The organism is Bacillus sp. MMSF_3328 (assembly GCF_030733525.1).
Taxonomy (GTDB): Bacteria; Bacillota; Bacilli; order Bacillales; family Cytobacillaceae; genus Bacillus_AB; species Bacillus_AB infantis.
This window is the reverse complement of sequence record NZ_JASHIV010000018.1, coordinates 19,991-36,817: the sequence shown is the minus strand read 5'-3', so window position 1 is coordinate 36,817 and position 16,827 is coordinate 19,991. Positions and strand designations below refer to the sequence as shown.

The window sequence follows — 16,827 nt, the reverse complement described above, 5'->3', positions numbered from 1 at the left end:
CTATTTGACTCCTGTATAAACAAAAGCACGGATAATCTGTCTTTGAGCAAAGAAAAAGGCAATAAGGATCGGCACAACAAGGATCATATTTCCTGCCATAAGCACATTCCAGGCAGTTCCTCCCTCTACTTCCCTAAGCTTGGATATCCCGAGCGGAAGGGTGCGCGCCACATCGCTTGTCGTCATAACAAGCGGCCAGAAATAATCGTTCCAGTGAGTGATGAAGCTGAATAATCCAAATGTGATAAGAACAGGCTTTGCCATCGGAACCATAATGCGGAACATGATCTTCCATTCAGAAGCTTCATCAAGCCGGGCGGCTTCCAGCAGTTCCTCAGGGACCTGCATGAACGACTGCCTGAGCATAAAAATGCCAAAAGCACTGGAGGCAAACGGCAGGATCAGCGCCCACAGGGAATCAAGCAGCCCCCAGGAGCTCATCTGCAGATAGACCGGCAAAAAGATAAGCTGAGAGGGAATCATCAGGGTAATCATGGTCACAGCAAAGAAAAACCTGCTTCCCCTGAAACGGTACCGGGCAAAAGCATAGGCTGCCGGTATAATCGTCAGAAATTGCAATATCAGGATTCCCGCTGAAACCATCAGGCTGTTTAAGAAGTAGCGGAAAAACGGCCCGGAGTTCCATGCCTTGGAGAAGTTTTCCCATTTGAACTCCTCAGGCAGCCATTTCGGCGGAAATGTCATTGTTTCACCAAGCGTTTTAAAAGAAGTGGAAATCATCCAGACAAACGGAAGTGCAAAAACAGCAACAACCAGTAAGAGTGCGGCCAAATTGAAAAGCCTTCCTGCAGCTTTAAGCTTCATATATAATCCTCCACATCATCGGTAATGGACTCTCCGGGAAAGCAGCCTGAAGTAGACTATTGTCAAAAGGCTTACCAGAATCAGCAGCAGAACACCTGCGGCCGATGCATAGCCGATTTTGAAGAACCGGAAACCATACTCATAAATATAGAAAACAAAGGTATTCGTTGAATTAATCGGCCCGCCCTGGGTCATGATCGCAATCGTTTCAAACACCTGGAATGACGCAATCAGGGAAATGATCGTCAGGAAAAAGAGCGTCGGTGACAGCATCGGGAGCGTCAGCTTGAAAAAGGTCCTCGCCTTATTCGACTCATCCAGCTCTGCCGCTTCATAAATATCCTTCGGAATGCTCTGCAGCCCGGCAATGAAAATGAGCGTATTGAAGCCGATCCCTTTCCAGACCGCCACAATGACGAGAGAAAACAGCGAGGTTCCCGGATCTGTCAGCCATGGGACATTTGCGATGCCGAACAAATTGAGAAACCAGTTCAGCAGTCCATAGTCAGTATCCATGAGCCACATCCAAAGCATCGACACTGAAACAAGCGAGATAATATGCGGGCTGAAGATCGCACCCTGCACAAATCCGTACAGAGCTCCCTGCCTGTTCAGCCACAGGGCAAGCAGCAGAGAAACCGCCACTGTCAGGGATACTGTCAAGGCTGTGTAGGTAAAGGTATTCTGCATCACTTCAATGAACTCACGCTCTGCGAAAAGCGCTTTGAAATTGCCGATACCCACAAAATCCTTAACAGGACTGACAAAGTTCCAGTCATGGAAGCTTAAATAAATCATGTATAAGATAGGATAAATGAAAAATAATCCGAAGATGGCAATCGATGGCGCAATCATGCCATACGGCCTCAGCTTATTCATCATGATATCAGCGGCCCCCTTTTACCAGTACAGGCTCCTGCATGCTCATGCTTGCTGACCTGTTCCTTATTCCATCATTCGTGAAAAAGTAAAGCTTTTCATATGGAAGCCTTACATGCACATCCTGCAGATGGGGCATCGGATCGAGAAAGCTCTTCACATGCATAACGCCAGCCGTATTTTGAACGGTATAAATGGTCTCAGATCCAAGTGTTTCCATCGCGGCCACCCTGGAAGGGAGGATGATGCTGTGCGCATCAAAGGTATCCGCCGTAACGATTTCCATATGCTCAGGCCTGCATCCAATATAGGCTGCGTCACCGTCTACAGCCGGCATATAATCAGAAAGCAGGGCTTTTTCCACTATGTTCATGGGAGGCGTTCCGATAAAGCTCGCGGCAAAGATATTCTCTGGATCATGATAGATAGCCATCGGGCTGTCAGCCTGCTTGATTTTGCCTTTATCCAAAATGACGATTTCATCCCCCATCGACATGGCCTCCACCTGATCATGCGTCACATATATAAAGGTGGTGCCGAGCTGCTTGTGAAGCTGGATCAGCTCTGTCCTCATCTGGACTCTCAGCTTCGCATCCAGGTTGGAGAGGGGCTCATCCAGAATGAATACCTTCGGCTTCTTTACCATGGCCCTGGCGAGCGCTACCCTCTGCCTTTGTCCGCCTGAAAGGTTCTGCGGCTTTTTATCAAGATATTCCTCCAGGCCGACAATCCTTGATATTTCAGCAATAAGCTGTTCCCGTTCCTGCTTAGGAACCTTTTTATTCACAAGCCCGAATTCAATATTTCCCCTGACCGTCATGGTCGGATACAGAGCATAGTTTTGAAATACCATGGCAATGCCGCGCTTTCCGGGGGCAAGATCATTCACTTTCTGGTCGTCGATCCAAATCTCTCCTCCTGATTCCTTTTCCAGTCCTGCAATCATCCGCAATGTCGTTGATTTACCGCAGCCGGATGGGCCAACCAGTACTGTGAAGGATCCATCACGGATGGTCAGATTCAAATCATTGATGATTTCTTCATCTTTATAGGTTTTTGATATGTTCACCAATCTGATTTCAGCCATGCCTTTTCATCTCCTGTTTTCGAGTATTGGATTTTCTCCAGACAAGGATCCTAGAGAGTCCCTGAAGGAACGGCCTCCAAAAGCCTCAAGAATCCGGCCAGCTCTTCGATTGTTTTTACTGAATGGTCCCACTCCTCTGAGCCGGCATGCTCATACCCGGAAATCAGGCAGGTCCTGCCCCCAAGCTGTTTCACCGGGTAAAGGTCATTGAAGGGATTGTCCCCGACGGATAAGATTTCATGGGGCTGATAGCCTTCTTCCCCCAGCCTTTTCATGACGCCCCTGATGCCCTCAGGCTTCTGTGCATCCACTATGTATGTATCAAACAGATTTTCCAGCCCAAGAAAGCTGACAAATTCTTCAGCAGAAGGAGATGGGGTGTTGGTCATAAAAATCTTGCGATCAGCACCCATTTTGCCTACCGCTTCAATCAAGCCGGGGAACACCTCGATCTGATGGGGTCCGGCAAGCATTTCCTTCCTGACTGTTTCGAACGCATTCAGCTGTTCTTCTGCATGGACGCCATGCCTTTTTGCAAGAATGGCTGCAATCCCCCATGGATCGCCTATGTAGAAAAGTCCGTCCATCTCTTCTTGGTTCAGTACCCCTTCCTTTCCATCCCATCCGAAGCAGCCTGTCGGGACAAGCCCATCATGGCTGTATGCCCTGTTTCCATCATGACAGAACAAATAGCCGAACTTCACCGGGTGCTTTCCCTCCAGAATCATATAAGCTTCATCGATGGCCGCCTGAAGTTCCTGTCCCTGCAAGCGGCTGCCAAGCATGTGGCTGATATATCTCCCTAAAAAAGCATAATCCTGATATAATGTGCCGTCCAAGTCGAAAATGGCCACTTTAATGTCTTTGTGCCAAGTCATTCTGCATTCCCCTTTCTTTATGAATGCCGGGGAAAAGGACTGAATCCCTCCCCCGGCAGCCTGATGCAATTAATGATTACTTAAGCAATTGATTGGCTTTTTCTGCTGCCTCATCAAGGGCGTCTTTTGGAGCAAGGCCATCTTCAAGCATGACCCTGGAGATTTGGTCTGTCAGGATTTTAGCCACTTCAGGATAGGCTTCTGCCATCGGACGGGCATGACCATACTGCAATTGGTCGACAGCCACTTTGAATTGGGGCATTTTCTCATATAGTGACTTCATTTCTTCAGAATCTACAGCTGAAAGGCGGCTTGGCAGATAGCCAGTATATTCGCTGGCATAAATGGTTTGTTCTTTTGCCGTCATCCATTTGATGAATTCCCATGCGGCATTTTGCCTTTCCTCATCAAGACCGGCTGTCATGACCAGGTTGGCACCGCCTGTCGGCACTCCATTCACCTTATTGGCAGGCATGAAAGCAGTGTTCAGCTCAAAGCCCTGTTCTTCGGCCACGCTCAAATTATAAGAAAGATCGGCTGTAGAAGAGAAAGCCATGGCAGAACGGCTGTTGGCAAAATCCTGCTTGGCTACTTCTGCAGCTGCTTCGCCGCCAGGAACCTTGATGACGCCTTTGTCGGCCATCTTTTTCCAGAATTCAAGCGCTTCAACACCTGCTTCTCCATTGAATTCAGCACTCTTCTCATCATCAGAGATCATTTGCCCTTCACCTTGTGCGACAAATGCTTCATACATCCAGATATTGACCGGCATGGTCATCCCGACCGTTTTCCCTTCTTTTGTGAGGGCAGTCAGATATTCTTCGAATTCCTTCCAATCCTTAGGCCCTGCCGGATCAAGCCCAGCTTCCTTCAGCATGGTCGTATTCATATACAGAATCGGTGTGCTTCGCAGATATGGAAGGCCGTAAAGCTTGTCATCCACATAGGAATTCCCCATCAGCCCCGGGTTAAAGTCATCCATATTGATATCATCTTTTTCAACGAATGGCGTGAGGTCCTGTGTCATGCCGGATTTAGCAAAAACGCCAATGGAAGCAATCTCATTCTGAGTGACTTCAGGAGCATTCTTGGCGGCAAAAGCAGCCTGTGTCTTGGAGTGAAGCTCATCATAAGTCCCCTGGTATTCTGCTTCTACATAAATCTTGTCCTGGGATTCATTGAACATCTTGACGAGATTTTCATTATTCTCGCCAATTTTATCTCCCCACGCATACCAGTATTTGATATGGATTCTGTCATCACTGGCAGATGCGGTATTGTCCCCCGAAGATTTCGTTTCTGTACCGGCAGAATTAGTGCCTGAGCATGCGGTTGCCACCAGCAGCATAAAAATCATTACGATAAGACCGGATATTTTCTTCACTTCATATTCCCCCGTTTTCAATGGATTGTGATCTAGCACTTTGCATCAGGTAGTTCAGCTTAAGCAAGATTGGAGCTGTAAAGCTTTCAAGAAAATGGCAAAGGTACTGGCCTGCCTCCTCACCTCCCAAAAAACTAAAGAGACCTCAAACAAACGGAATCCCTACTCTCCGTGTTTGAGGTCTCTCTGCATTGAACCTGTTTTCTATGTACTTGTCGATTATGATGTTACATCCCTTTTGCTAAGATAGTATTATGGAATTGTAAATCTTTATTAAACAGGCATTCTCGCATTTTTGTGCCCGGTTTTGCTCAAATCTTCCTTCCAGATTCCCGTATTGGAGGTCGTGACCGCCGCAGCCCCGCATGAGAGCGATTCTTCTGCATGCTCCCTTTCCGTCAGCAGCCCTCCCGTGATCACCGGCACCGGCAGCTTTTCCGAGAGTGATTGAATGATATGAGGAAGCCTTGAAGGCATGATTTCAATCATATCAGGGCCATCAGGTCCGCTCAGCTCCAGCACATGATCATATACTTCCGAATCTATCATGAATACACGCTGGATGACCATCAGGCGCCGCTTCTTAGCTTTTGCCGCAAGTCCCGGCTTTGTGGTCACAATGCCGAGCGGCTTGACATAATTGGCGATGAAATCCAGCCCTTCACTGTTAAGGCTTAATCCCCCGATCTTTTCTATATGGATAAAAACAGGAAGCCCCTCCTTCCTGAACAGATCTGCATAATTCTTTACAGACATAATATTGCCGGTCATCAGGAAGACAGCGCTGATTCTATCTTTATACTTGATTGCTTTTTCAATTCCGCAGGGCTCTTTGACTGCCGCAATCTTCCTGCATGCTTCCAGCCGTTCCAGAAATTCCGCTTTCTCTGCCAATGCTGCCACCATAACACTCCTATTCTGAAAATAGATTTGCTGTCCGTGATCCTGTCCTTTCCCCTATTACAGTATCATAATCCTCTATGATAAAAAGTAACCGGGAGGCTCTTTAACCTGATTTTTACATTCCTCGTCATTTTTCTTAATATTCGGCCATTACTGTTCTAAGTGAAAGGCAGTACATACGAAGGGAGAATAAAAGATGAAAATTGCAATGATTGGAGATCTGCATTACCCGGCAATCAACGAAGAGGTTTTGGGACTCAAAGAAGCGCGTACAGCTTTCTATGAAACATTCATGAACTACTTCCTGGATATCGAGGCTGATTTTCATGTTTCGATCGGTGACCTCACTAATTTCGGCCTTCCAAACGAGCTTGAGGAAATCTACAGCATCATCAGGCAAAAAGACCGCACCTTCTACCATGCGCTTGGCAATCACGATGTATATGCGATGACAAAGAAAGAAGTGCTCGCCATCACCGGCCAGAAACAATATCACTCTTTCGAAAATGAAAAAGCAGTTTTCGCCTTCCTTGATACGGCGAGGGAAATGAACTATGAAGACTGGGGCGGCTGGATGGATGAAGAACAGCTGAACTGGTTCGAGACTGTTGTTGCAGCTTCCGGCTCCAAGCCGCTTCTTGTGTTTGCCCACCATCCTGTCTATAACACAACAACCCGCTCAGATGGCGAAAAAGGCTCCATCCACCGGGATATCGACATGTGGAAAGTGCTGAGCCAAAAGAAAGGGCTTGGCGTTTATTTCAACGGCCACACCCATGTAGACTCCATCGTGCAGCAAAACAACTGGACCTTTGTACAAAAATCCGCATGCCTTGACCAGCAGGCAGTCCGTGTCATTGAAATCGGCCAAGAAGAGATCTCCGTTTCCGCCATTGATCTGGATGATGATTTCCTGGTCGAAAAAGCAGGATTCATCGCCGGAAACATCCCCCACTTCGGGCCAACCCCTGCAGCAAGAGGCACACAGGAACAGCGTGAGTGCCGCATTCCCCTCAATGCAGCTGCCTATCAGCTGTAGGAACACTGAGAAATAGACATGGCTGTGAGCTGTGTCTATTTCTTTTTGCCGGCGAGGAGGCGGTTTTTGCCGGCGGAATACTGGTTATGCAGATGTTGCCGAGTTTTTGGCCAGCATTCAGGAAGGTCGCAAATATATAGAACTCGCAAATATATCCCAAAAGTCGCAAATATATCTTCAAAGCCGCAAATAAAGCCTTAGCCTTCACACCCTGCTGAACGCCAGCCCCTCGAGCCTGCAAACGCCCTGCTCTTTTCTAGGTCCCAAGTCTTAGTCAAAATATGTCTGAGGCTCAATCCGCTTTAGACTGATTGAGTTTATGATGGAAAACAGAAGGATATGGGATTTACCCCTTCAACAAGAAAATTTTACTAATTAATGTATTATTTTCTACAACTGCTCTGTATGATTATTCCTTGGGAGCAAAGATCCATATTTTCATCTCACTAAAAGGAGAGTACTTATGAAACTGATCAAATTTATCGTTGAAAGAAAGATTCTGGTTGGACTTGTGGCAGTCCTGGTCCTGCTGACCGGGAGCTATGCAGTTCTTGAGCTTGATAAGGAGCTCATGCCTGCCATGAAGATGGATGGCGGCTATGCAGAGATCAATGCGGGAGAAATGCCTGCGATAGAAATTGAGCGATCGATTACCACTCCGCTTGAGCAGCAATTAAAAGGGCTCGACGGGGTTGAAGATGTAACGTCCACTACAATTGCCGGAAGAAGCTCCATCCAAATGGCCTTTGAGCAGGGCCGGGGTGACGAGGTTTTCAAAGAAGTGGAATCTGTCATCAATTCTTCCACTGCCGGGATATCTGCTGTAAAGGAAGTAGAAATGGGGCAATACGGCGCTAGCCAAAGCTATGAATTTTTCCTGGATCTGTCGAACGGCAATCTTGAGGACATAACCAGATTTGCAAAGGAAACATTGGAGCCGCGGCTTGAAGCTCTGCCTGAAGTAAGGGATGTATCGCTTTCCGGCATGGAGGAGGATGAAGTAAACATTCTCTTAAACCGGGAAGACATGCTGAAAAAAGGACTGGATGCTGCCGGGGTGATGGCTGCCATCCAGCAGGTGAACAGCGAAGCGACGCTCGGTCAGCTCAAGCTGGAAAAGGAATCCCCTTCTGTCCGCTGGAATACAAAGCCGGGTTCAGAAAATGACATAAGGAATATTGAAATTGCTTCTCCTTCAGGCTTCATCAAGCTTGGTGACATTGCTGATATTACAGTAGCGCCGCAGGAAAGCTCCTCTTTTGTCTGGAAAAATGGCACCAAGGATCTTGTGTTTGTCCAGGTCGGGAGAGTTTCGGATGCAACCCAGATCGAAATGGCTGATGCTGTCCGCGGGGAAATCGAAAAAATCCGTGAAGAAGGGCTGATCAAAGGGTTTGAGCTGAATGAGATGGTTGCGCAGGCTGACTATGTACAGGAATCCATTGACGGCGTCGCGTCCAACATCCTCATTGGGGGCATCATTGCTGTAGTGATTCTCCTGTTATTCCTGAGGAACTTAAGGGCCACTCTCATTGTCGGAATCTCAATTCCGACATCCGTACTCCTGACTTTCGCCTCGATGTGGATGTTCGGATACAGCCTCAATATGCTGACACTTATCGGCCTGGGATTGGGAATCGGCATGATGGTTGACTCTTCCATCGTCATTCTGGAATCCATCTACCGCAAAAAAGAGCAGGGGCTAGCCCGTCTTGAGGCCGTATTGGAAGGAACGAAAGAAGTATCGGCAGCCGTAATCGCAAGTATGCTCACTACCATCGTCGTATTTTTGCCGATCGGGCTGCTGGGCGGAGAAATGGGCCAATTCATGATCATACTGTCGGCAGTTGTTGCAATCACACTGATCAGTTCAGTACTGGTTTCATTCACAGTCATCCCTTCCCTGTCAGAGAAGTTCTTAAAAATTTCCAGCAAAAAGAAAGCCCGCAGGGAAGGACCGCTGCTTCGTTTTTACAGCAGGGTGATTAACTGGACTGTAAAGAAAAAGCGCCACAGTTTTGCAGTGATTGCAGCCTTTTTCCTCATGTTTGCAGGCTCGCTGCTGCTTATTCCAAAAATACCGATGACAATCATGCCCGATGTGTTCAACCGCTATTCCGAGCTGATGGTTGATTTGGAGACCGGAGTATCCATCAAGGAAAAAGAAGCGGTTGCCGCAGAAATGAATGAAAGCTTGAGCAAAATCAAGGATGTAGAATCCAATTATGTCATGGACAGCGGCGGTATGATGTACACCATCATCAATATGACCAAAGGGGATGATATTACAAAATCCCAGAAAGAGGTCAACGAGGAAATCATGAAGGCGCTGCGCGAGCTTGAGGATACCCAGCCAATTGAAAGCGTCCAGAGTGCGATGTCAGGCGGCGGCGGCTATCCTGTGCAAGTTAATTTGAAGGGCGAAAGCTTTGAAGAACTGGAGACTGTTTCCGATTCTTTTATAAAGGAACTTGGGAAAATAGATGGAATCGTCGCTATTACTTCTTCCATGAAACGCACATCACCTGAAGAGATCGTAGAATTAAAGGAAGACGAAATTCAAAAAGCCGGACTGTCCGGACTGCAGGTCAAGCAATTCATTGAACAGTCCTTTATGGAAATGCCGCTTGGCGAGGTTTCACTCCATGAAGAATCTGTTCCCCTCATTTTAGGATGGAGCGAAAAGACGGCAACTAAAGAGGCACTCATGAAGCTCTCCATCCCTGCTGCCGGGGGAGAAAAGAAGCTGTCAGAGCTGATTAGCCTGAGGAAGATTGATGCGCCGAATGAAATCTCCCATAAAGATGGTGAAAGATTCATATCTATTTCGGCTGATATTGAGGACAGGGATCTTGGCAGCATCAACCGTGATGTACAGAAACTGATCGAGAAATTTGATGCACCGGCAGGCTACACTTTATCTGCAGCCGGAGATTTGGAGCAGCAGCAGGAACTGATCAAGGATATGGTCTTCATCCTTTCCATCAGCATATTCCTTGTATACCTTGTCATGGCGGTTCAATTCAATCATCTGGTTCAGCCGATCATCGTCATGTCAGTCATCCCGATGACAATCGTCGGCGTCATCCTCGGGCTCTTCCTGACCCAGCGAGAGCTGAGCGTCATGTCGGCAATGGGAATCGTCATGCTGATCGGCATTGTGCTGAACAATGCCATCCTGCTGCTGGACCGGACCAACCAGCTGCGCAAAGAAGGAGCTGCAATCACTGATGCACTCATTCAGGCCGGAAAGGACCGGATCCGCCCGATCTTTATGACGACCCTTACAACAGCTGGCGGAATGCTGCCGCTGGCCCTTGCTTCCGGCACATCCGGAAACTATCAGGCGCCAATGGCAACAGTCCTCATCTCCGGGCTGATGTTCGCTACCTTTATAACACTTCTGCTGATTCCGGCTGTGTACCGCTTATTCAGCCGCTCTCCCAAGAAGACGAAGGAGCAGCCGGAGCCTGTGATGGAGAATGCAAGCTGATGAGAGAGGCCCCGCTTTTGGCGGGGCTTTTCTCTTTTTGTTCTTCTATTTGCTGATAACGATAGATAATTTGTAGCTCACTGCATTGCTGAGTCCCGTCAAAAATTCATCCAATCTTTCATTGGATGGGAATCTGCATTCAAGCAGATAGCAGCTTTCCCCACTCACTTTATAGTTATGGATGATGTACTGTTCTTGTTTCTTAACGAAAGATAAATACGGCTGATGATTGGCGGTTTTCGTATAAATATGAAGGATGGCATGAACTGGGTAACCCATCTTTTCCTTATTTACTTTAATGGTATATCCTTCAATAACCCCTGAATCCTCCAGTTTTGCAACTCTGGCTGAGGCCGCCTGTCCGGTCAGGTGGACTTTTTCACCGAGCTCTTTCATCTTTATGCGGCTGTTTTTTGAAAGCTCTTCTATAATATGTTTATCCGTACCATCTAACATCCCAACAAATCCTTTCATTAATCAAGTGAAAGTGCTTAAAGACTTGATTTAATCTATGTAAAGCCAAAAGGGTCTTATTATAAACTATACTTACATTATGGAAAAGGAGCTGTGCAATATGATTATACAACAAATCCGAAATGCAACTTTGGTTGTCCATTACGCTGGGAAAAAGTTTTTAATCGACCCATTTTTAGCAGAGAAAGGTACTTATTCCCCCTTCCCTAATTCTATCAGGCAGGAACAGCAAAACCCTTTAACCAAACTGCCATTTTCTATTGATGAAATAGTTGATCAGGCAGATGCAGTCATTCTAACCCATCTTCACCTGGATCATTATGATGATGCAGCCAAAAACGCACTTCCAAAGGATATTAAAATGTTCGTGCAAAATGAGGAAGATGCCAGTTCAGTCAGAAGTGACGGTTTTCGAAATGTAGAAGTCCTTAAAGAGGATACAGTATTCGAAGACATCCATCTGATAAAAACGAAAGGCGAGCATGGCAGGGGAGAAATTCTGAAGCTTGCTGGTCTGGTGTGCGGTGCAGTCTTTAAACATCCTTCCGAAAGAACACTCTATATAGCCGGAGATACTGTCTGGAATGCAGATGTTCAGGAGGAAATTGATGCACATCTTCCAGAAGTCATTGTAGTAAATGCGGGAGATAATCAGTTCCTTGAGGGCGGCTCTCTTGTGATGGGCAAGGATGATGTATATGAAGTGTGCAAGGCTGCTCCTAAGGCTAAAATCATTGCAAGCCACATGGAAGCAGTCAATCATTGGACATTATCCAGGGACGAACTCAAGAAGTTTATTAAGGACAAGGGAATCTCTTCTAATGTGCTGGTGCCTGATGACGGTGAATCTTACTCGTTTTAGTGAAAAAACAGACAGGATAATCCCCCTGTCTGTTTTTACATAGCCTCTGCCCTCTCTTCCTCCGAAAAATACTGGTTCATCCCAGGCTTCAAAGCCAGCCAGATGACATAAAAAGAAAGCAGCAGGTTTGCTCCGGCAAGGACGATCGTTGAATAGCGCAGAGGGATGATATCACCGATGATCCCGATGCCGAGCAGGAAAATGATTTGGGCAATGCTTTGGAAGACGGTCAATACACTCGTCATCCTCCCCATGATGGAGATGGGGATATTATTCTGGTAAAACGTCTGAAAGCCCGCGCTCATAAAGGCATTAAAAAAGCCAAGGAGCAAAAATCCTGCAGTGACCATCGCGAATGAATAGGATAAAGCATAGATCATATATCCTGCTGAGACCATGAGCATCCCGATGGCCATGAGCTGCTTGATGCTCAGCAGCCTGGAAATAACGGTGATCAACAGGGCTCCAAGCGCAAAGCCGATACCTGTGATGCTGACCAGGAAGCTGTAGTCAGCCTCGGACAGCCCGACTGTATCCTGGATGAACACAACCTCCTGTGAATCCAAGGCAAGGGAAAACAGGCCGAACGCAAGAAAGCTGGCGTAGACAGCGAAAACAAAGGATTCTTTCTTGCTGAAGTTGATCACTTCACGCCAGTCTTCCTTTAGGTGCTCAAACACGTTCCTCTTTTCAGGCAAAGGTGCATCCTTATCTGCATCAGGAAGAAACATGATGATGAGGGCCGAAACAAGAAATGAGAGGCTGTTCAAGTAGATGGCCGTGTCAATGGTTCCGATCAAAAACAGCGCACCGGCAATGGAAGGGCCGACAATGAAGGCCCCGGATGAGACAAGGCTGCTGATCCCGTTGAACCGCTTCCGGCTAGCTGCTGGTACCAGCATGGCTATATATGTAGTGGATGCCGGAGCAAAAAATGCCTTTGCAAGACTGATGACAAACAAGCATATATAAATCAGTTCCACACTGCCGAGCAGCGGGATAACCGCGACTCCGGCAGCCCGGATGATATCCGTAACGATCATCAGTTTCTTTTTATTGCTCCGGTCAACAACTCCCCCGCTCCAGGAATTCATCAGCACAGCTGTAACCGGCCCGATGATCCACAAGCCAGCGACCGCTGCAGCCGATCCGGTCATTTCGAAAACAAGCAGATTGATAGCAATCAGATAAATAAAATCCCCCAGCCTGGAAATGCCGATGCCAGTCAGGAGAAGTGAAGCAAGCTTCCAATTGAATTGGTTCATAAATTCACCCTTGTTGTGGGAATAGTCAATCAATTCATTATAGCATGCGATTCCCTTATCCTCTTGGGGAAATGTTACAAACTGCCAAACTCGTATAAAAAGAGGAAGGCAGCGCCCTCCTCTTTTGCTGGAACCACTATTTTTGGTTTTCGTTGAAATAGCGGTTCTAGCTGCTAGCACCACTATTCCCAGTTTTCACAGAAATAGTAGTTCTACCTTCTCTCGCTGGAACCGCTACTTTCCGTTTTCTCAGAAATAGTGGTTCTACCTTCTCTCGCTGGAACCACTATTTTCCGCTTTAACAGAAATAGTAGTTCTACCTTCTCTCGCTGGGACCACTATTTTCCGTGTTCGCAGAAATAGTGGTTCTACCTTCTCTCGCTGGAACCACTATTTTCCGTTTTAACAGAAATAGTGGTTCTACCTTCTCTCGCTGGGACCACTATTTTTGTTTTTCATAGAAATAGTGGTTCTACCTCCTCATGCTGGAACCACTATTTTCGATTTTCATATAAATAGCGGTCTACCTCCTCATGCTGGAACTATTATACTCGCTTTTCATAGAAATAGCGGTTCTACCTCCTCATGCTGGAACCGCTATTCTCGCTTTTCATAGAAATAGCGGTTCTACCTCCTCATGCTGGAACCACTATTTTCGATTTTCATATAAATAGCGGTTCTACCTCCTCATGCTGGAACCGCTATTTCCCTTTTCACCAGAAATAGCGGTCTAACCTCCAGCCCCTGGAACCAGGGCTCATAGCAAACTCCAATTATCCTTCAGATACAGCCTCTTCCTTCGGCTTCGAAAAGAACCAGCCGCCAACTGCAATTAAAATAAGCACGATATAGAACGTGATTTTCCATTCAGAAGATTTGGCAAATCCTTCTGCCAGTACCCCAAGCGCCGGATGTGAGAGTGTGTACACAGACAGCTTAACGCCTACCCAGCCGACAATCAGGAATGCGGCAACTTCGAGGCCAGGCCTTGAATGCAGCAGCCCGACAAACAGATTGGCTGCGAAGCGCATGATAATCAGACCGATGAAACCTCCGGCAAAGATGACAAGGAATTTTCCTCCGTCAAGTCCACCGATATTCGGAAGCCCTGAATCCGGGAGCGCGATCGCCAAGGCAACAGCAGCAAGGATTGAATCAACAGCAAAGGCGATATCAGCCAGCTCTACCTTAAGAACAGTTACCCAAAAGCCTGATTTCTTCTTTTCTTCTCCCTCTTCCTCCTCCTTCGCTCCGAATTTTCTGGCGGCAAGCTTACGGACAATATGGTTGATACAGATGAATAACAGGTAAAGCGCACCAATCGCTTGGACCTGCCAAACGTCGACCAGGAATGAGATGACGAATAATGAGCCGAACCTGAAGACAAAAGCTCCTGCCAGACCGTAGAATAATGCCTTTTTCCGCTCCTCTTCAGGCAGATGCTTGACCATGATGGCCAGTACGAGCGCATTGTCAGCGGCTAAGAGCCCTTCGATGGCTACCAGGAGCAGCAGCACCCAGCCATATTCCATTAATAATGCAAAATCCATTTTTTGAACCTCCTATTAATCTGATTATTTTTCTATTCCATGCTTTAATTTCAGTGAATCCGGCGCCATCTTGATCATCCGCTCTACAACAAATCCAGCCACTGCCAAATCATCGACGATTCCAAGGATGGCTAGATAATCGGGGATAAGATCGAATGGGAAAAAGGCATACGTCAAAACGAGCAGGATGCCGAGCGCCTTCTTGTGGGCCTCAACCTCCTTCGATAAAAAGAAATCTTTCAGAAAGGGTATGACCTTCCAAAATTTAAACAAAAACTTGATTCTCCGGAAAAATTTCATGCTGCTTCACACTCCTTATTGCGATTTTGCATACCTCTCATCCAGCCGCTTTTCAATTTTTTCAATCTCTCTCTTGTCCTTCAGAAGCTCTTCCTTGTTCTTCCTGATCAATTCTTCAAACTGGAACTTCTTCTTTTTCATGCCTGACACCCCTTTTAAAATTTTTAACAGAAAAAAAGCCTTTGCCACATCCGGCAAAGGCTCAATAAACAAATAAAGACCTTTACCCGAATCAGGTAAAGGTCTTGCTAACAACGTCATGGTTGCCAACAAAGCCGGGAGAAAACTCCGAAATGACGACTTTGCTGTAAAAGCTACTCCCCTTTAGGAGACTATTTAACTGTTGCCTTTATCATAATATAAACCTTCTGGGCTGTCAAACTTTCTTCTGCAGGAAGGAAATGGCATATCCAATGGCAAATTATTATACAGACCATTTTTTAAGGAGGATAACCATGCAAAAATTTGTATCTCATATTGCCACGATTGAAATACCTGTCTCAGATCTTGAAAGGTCCATAGCGTTCTACAGAGAAATATTCGGTGTCTCGGTTCACTTTCATGGGGAAAAAGCTGCCATGCTGACATTTGAAGCCAAAGGGGTGCCGACCATCTTTCTTGTAGAGACTGGCAGTGAAGGAAATCTGTCTTTCCATAATACATATACAGGGGTCGACCACACCGTTGTTGATTTTTATACAGAATCTCTTAAAGAGTTCAGAGATTGGCTCCAGGAAAAAAAGGTAGAAGTGGGTCCGCTTAATGTACATCCTGAAAACGGGATGGGCGGGTTTGGCTTCAAAGACCCGGACGGCAACAATCTGAGCGCGTGCAATGTCCTTCATCCTGGACAGTAAGCATTAAAGGTGGCATTGCCCCTTTTTCTGCTTTGTCCACACCTTTCTCCCCCAAAGCGCATTATATGTATCCGTAAAGGATGTGAAATCATGAACATTGCGTCAATCGGGGAGCATTGTGTTGTAAGGATCAACCGGCAATTTTACCTGCTGCTGGAAATCGATTTTACTTTTGAGGCGATGAACAGGAAAGAAACCATTTTTATCCTATTGACCGAACAAGAAGCCAGTGCGCTGACAGAAGCCTCTCTATAAAAAGCCATAGGTGTCCTCCTTTGAAGGCAGGCGCCTATGGCTTGCTTTGCAATTAGATATGAAAAGATTTGGCGGTACGCTTAAACAGCGCTATCTATGCTTAAATACATAAACGCATATCAGTTGCCCATCCCTTCTGTAAACGTTATATTTCAGAGTAGATGGAAGAAATGAGGGATCAGGATGAAAAAAGCTGAAATAGAATACAAGATACAAGATCTTAAGCTTGATTACGTACGGCTCCAAAACGATCTGGAGAAAATGGAATCTGTCGACGGAAACCTGTCTCCGCTCGAAAAACAAATCCAGGCAATCGAGGCAGAGCTGAAAAGTTTGTATAAAGAATTGGAAAACGAGTGATATGAGTTTTGGGTAAGATAATCGGGCCTGTCTTATTTTAGACAGGCCCTGTATATTGATAAGTGCAATTTAATGCGTAACAGGCCGGCTTGAAACCGGTCCTTATATTTAAAAAGCAGACATTCTATGCATGAGTCGTCACGGTGAGGCCAAGTCATGTGCCGAATAGGAATTATTCTATGCATGAATCGTCCTTTTCAGCCAACTCATGTATCGAATGAGAGCTATTCTATACACGCCCCGCCCTCTTCCAGCCCAGTCATGTACCGATTAAGAGACATTCTATGCACGACCCCACCTCTTCCAGCCCAGTCATGTATCGAATAAGAGCCATTCTATGCACGACCCCACCTCTTCCAGCCTAGTCATGTACCGAATAGAGCTTATCTATGCATGACTCGTCGATTTGAATCCAT

The 16,827-nt window shown here is 46.4% G+C and carries 17 protein-coding genes; 6 read left to right on the top strand and 11 right to left on the bottom strand.

Features of this window, described 5'->3' with window-relative positions:
• From RBB45_RS21060 to RBB45_RS21035, 6 genes are all read right to left on the bottom strand, one after another.
• A complete protein-coding gene (locus RBB45_RS21060) occupies window positions 1–825 on the bottom strand; it encodes a carbohydrate ABC transporter permease (protein ID WP_009795174.1) in 825 nt (274 codons plus the stop codon).
• A gap of 15 nt (window positions 826–840) precedes the next feature.
• The gene (locus RBB45_RS21055; protein WP_306010313.1) at window positions 841–1,707 is read right to left on the bottom strand and encodes a carbohydrate ABC transporter permease; all 867 of its coding nucleotides are present in this window, start codon (window positions 1,705–1,707) and stop codon (window positions 841–843) included.
• A gap of 4 nt (window positions 1,708–1,711) precedes the next feature.
• Entirely contained in the window at window positions 1,712–2,791 is a 1,080-nt protein-coding gene (locus RBB45_RS21050; RefSeq protein ID WP_306010312.1) for an ABC transporter ATP-binding protein, read from the bottom strand.
• A 50-nt stretch (window positions 2,792–2,841) separates the two neighbouring features.
• On the bottom strand, window positions 2,842–3,669 hold the full coding sequence (locus RBB45_RS21045; RefSeq protein WP_306010311.1) for an HAD family hydrolase: 828 nt from the start codon (window positions 3,667–3,669) through the stop codon (window positions 2,842–2,844).
• 76 nt (window positions 3,670–3,745) lie between these two features.
• The gene (locus RBB45_RS21040) at window positions 3,746–5,053 is read right to left on the bottom strand and encodes an ABC transporter substrate-binding protein (RefSeq protein WP_306010310.1); all 1,308 of its coding nucleotides are present in this window, start codon (window positions 5,051–5,053) and stop codon (window positions 3,746–3,748) included.
• Window positions 5,054–5,326: 273 nt separating this feature from the next.
• Window positions 5,327–5,959, bottom strand: coding sequence for a glycerol-3-phosphate responsive antiterminator (locus tag RBB45_RS21035; RefSeq protein ID WP_306010309.1), 633 nt, complete (start codon window positions 5,957–5,959; stop codon window positions 5,327–5,329).
• A gap of 193 nt (window positions 5,960–6,152) precedes the next feature.
• On the opposite strand from RBB45_RS21035, the gene RBB45_RS21030 reads away from it, so the two are divergent.
• Together RBB45_RS21030 and RBB45_RS21025 are read left to right on the top strand one after the other, a co-directional pair.
• Window positions 6,153–6,995 (top strand): metallophosphoesterase family protein, encoded by an 843-nt coding sequence (locus tag RBB45_RS21030; protein WP_306010308.1) that lies wholly within the window; start codon window positions 6,153–6,155, stop codon window positions 6,993–6,995.
• A gap of 463 nt (window positions 6,996–7,458) precedes the next feature.
• The gene (locus tag RBB45_RS21025; protein WP_306010307.1) at window positions 7,459–10,488 is read left to right on the top strand and encodes an efflux RND transporter permease subunit; all 3,030 of its coding nucleotides are present in this window, start codon (window positions 7,459–7,461) and stop codon (window positions 10,486–10,488) included.
• Between the two features lie 45 nt (window positions 10,489–10,533).
• Here the strand turns inward: RBB45_RS21025 and RBB45_RS21020 are convergent, their stop codons facing one another.
• Window positions 10,534–10,944 carry an Lrp/AsnC family transcriptional regulator gene (locus tag RBB45_RS21020; protein WP_022543498.1) on the bottom strand — a complete coding sequence of 137 codons (411 nt, stop codon included), beginning with the start codon at window positions 10,942–10,944 and terminating at the stop codon, window positions 10,534–10,536.
• Between the two features lie 118 nt (window positions 10,945–11,062).
• On the opposite strand from RBB45_RS21020, the gene RBB45_RS21015 reads away from it, so the two are divergent.
• Window positions 11,063–11,824, top strand: a complete 762-nt coding sequence (locus tag RBB45_RS21015; RefSeq protein WP_306010306.1) for an MBL fold metallo-hydrolase — start codon at window positions 11,063–11,065, stop codon at window positions 11,822–11,824.
• Between the two features lie 35 nt (window positions 11,825–11,859).
• Here RBB45_RS21015 and RBB45_RS21010 read toward each other — a convergent pair whose 3' ends face one another.
• The 4 genes from RBB45_RS21010 to RBB45_RS20995 form a co-directional block, all read right to left on the bottom strand.
• Window positions 11,860–13,089, bottom strand: coding sequence for an MFS transporter (locus tag RBB45_RS21010; RefSeq protein WP_306010305.1), 1,230 nt, complete (start codon window positions 13,087–13,089; stop codon window positions 11,860–11,862).
• Window positions 13,090–13,862: 773 nt separating this feature from the next.
• Window positions 13,863–14,639 (bottom strand): TerC family protein, encoded by a 777-nt coding sequence (locus RBB45_RS21005; protein WP_009791561.1) that lies wholly within the window; start codon window positions 14,637–14,639, stop codon window positions 13,863–13,865.
• A gap of 24 nt (window positions 14,640–14,663) precedes the next feature.
• Entirely contained in the window at window positions 14,664–14,912 is a 249-nt protein-coding gene (locus tag RBB45_RS21000; RefSeq protein ID WP_371931642.1) for a YkvA family protein, read from the bottom strand.
• A gap of 42 nt (window positions 14,913–14,954) precedes the next feature.
• Entirely contained in the window at window positions 14,955–15,080 is a 126-nt protein-coding gene (locus RBB45_RS20995) for an FbpB family small basic protein (RefSeq protein ID WP_083783065.1), read from the bottom strand.
• A gap of 314 nt (window positions 15,081–15,394) precedes the next feature.
• On the opposite strand from RBB45_RS20995, the gene RBB45_RS20990 reads away from it, so the two are divergent.
• The 3 genes from RBB45_RS20990 to RBB45_RS20980 all read left to right on the top strand — a co-directional run bounded on the left by RBB45_RS20990 (window position 15,395) and on the right by RBB45_RS20980 (window position 16,411).
• The gene (locus RBB45_RS20990; protein ID WP_022543495.1) at window positions 15,395–15,796 is read left to right on the top strand and encodes a VOC family protein; all 402 of its coding nucleotides are present in this window, start codon (window positions 15,395–15,397) and stop codon (window positions 15,794–15,796) included.
• Between the two features lie 90 nt (window positions 15,797–15,886).
• Entirely contained in the window at window positions 15,887–16,051 is a 165-nt protein-coding gene (locus RBB45_RS20985) for a hypothetical protein (protein ID WP_009791565.1), read from the top strand.
• 183 nt (window positions 16,052–16,234) lie between these two features.
• A complete protein-coding gene (locus tag RBB45_RS20980; RefSeq protein WP_009791566.1) occupies window positions 16,235–16,411 on the top strand; it encodes an SE1832 family protein in 177 nt (58 codons plus the stop codon).
• Window positions 16,412–16,827 lie beyond the last annotated feature (416 nt).

Coding starts and splice junctions, on each gene's coding strand:
- RBB45_RS21060 (WP_009795174.1), bottom strand. CDS start 825: ATGAAGCTTAAAGCTGCAGGAAGGCTTTTCAATTTGGCCGCACTCTTA.
- RBB45_RS21055 (WP_306010313.1), bottom strand. CDS start 1,707: ATGATGAATAAGCTGAGGCCGTATGGCATGATTGCGCCATCGATTGCC.
- RBB45_RS21050 (WP_306010312.1), bottom strand. CDS start 2,791: ATGGCTGAAATCAGATTGGTGAACATATCAAAAACCTATAAAGATGAA.
- RBB45_RS21045 (WP_306010311.1), bottom strand. CDS start 3,669: ATGACTTGGCACAAAGACATTAAAGTGGCCATTTTCGACTTGGACGGC.
- RBB45_RS21035 (WP_306010309.1), bottom strand. CDS start 5,959: ATGGTGGCAGCATTGGCAGAGAAAGCGGAATTTCTGGAACGGCTGGAA.
- RBB45_RS21030 (WP_306010308.1), top strand. CDS start 6,153: ATGAAAATTGCAATGATTGGAGATCTGCATTACCCGGCAATCAACGAA.
- RBB45_RS21025 (WP_306010307.1), top strand. CDS start 7,459: ATGAAACTGATCAAATTTATCGTTGAAAGAAAGATTCTGGTTGGACTT.
- RBB45_RS21020 (WP_022543498.1), bottom strand. CDS start 10,944: ATGTTAGATGGTACGGATAAACATATTATAGAAGAGCTTTCAAAAAAC.
- RBB45_RS21015 (WP_306010306.1), top strand. CDS start 11,063: ATGATTATACAACAAATCCGAAATGCAACTTTGGTTGTCCATTACGCT.
- RBB45_RS21010 (WP_306010305.1), bottom strand. CDS start 13,089: ATGAACCAATTCAATTGGAAGCTTGCTTCACTTCTCCTGACTGGCATC.
- RBB45_RS21005 (WP_009791561.1), bottom strand. CDS start 14,639: ATGGATTTTGCATTATTAATGGAATATGGCTGGGTGCTGCTGCTCCTG.
- RBB45_RS20995 (WP_083783065.1), bottom strand. CDS start 15,080: ATGAAAAAGAAGAAGTTCCAGTTTGAAGAATTGATCAGGAAGAACAAG.
- RBB45_RS20990 (WP_022543495.1), top strand. CDS start 15,395: ATGCAAAAATTTGTATCTCATATTGCCACGATTGAAATACCTGTCTCA.
- RBB45_RS20985 (WP_009791565.1), top strand. CDS start 15,887: ATGAACATTGCGTCAATCGGGGAGCATTGTGTTGTAAGGATCAACCGG.
- RBB45_RS20980 (WP_009791566.1), top strand. CDS start 16,235: ATGAAAAAAGCTGAAATAGAATACAAGATACAAGATCTTAAGCTTGAT.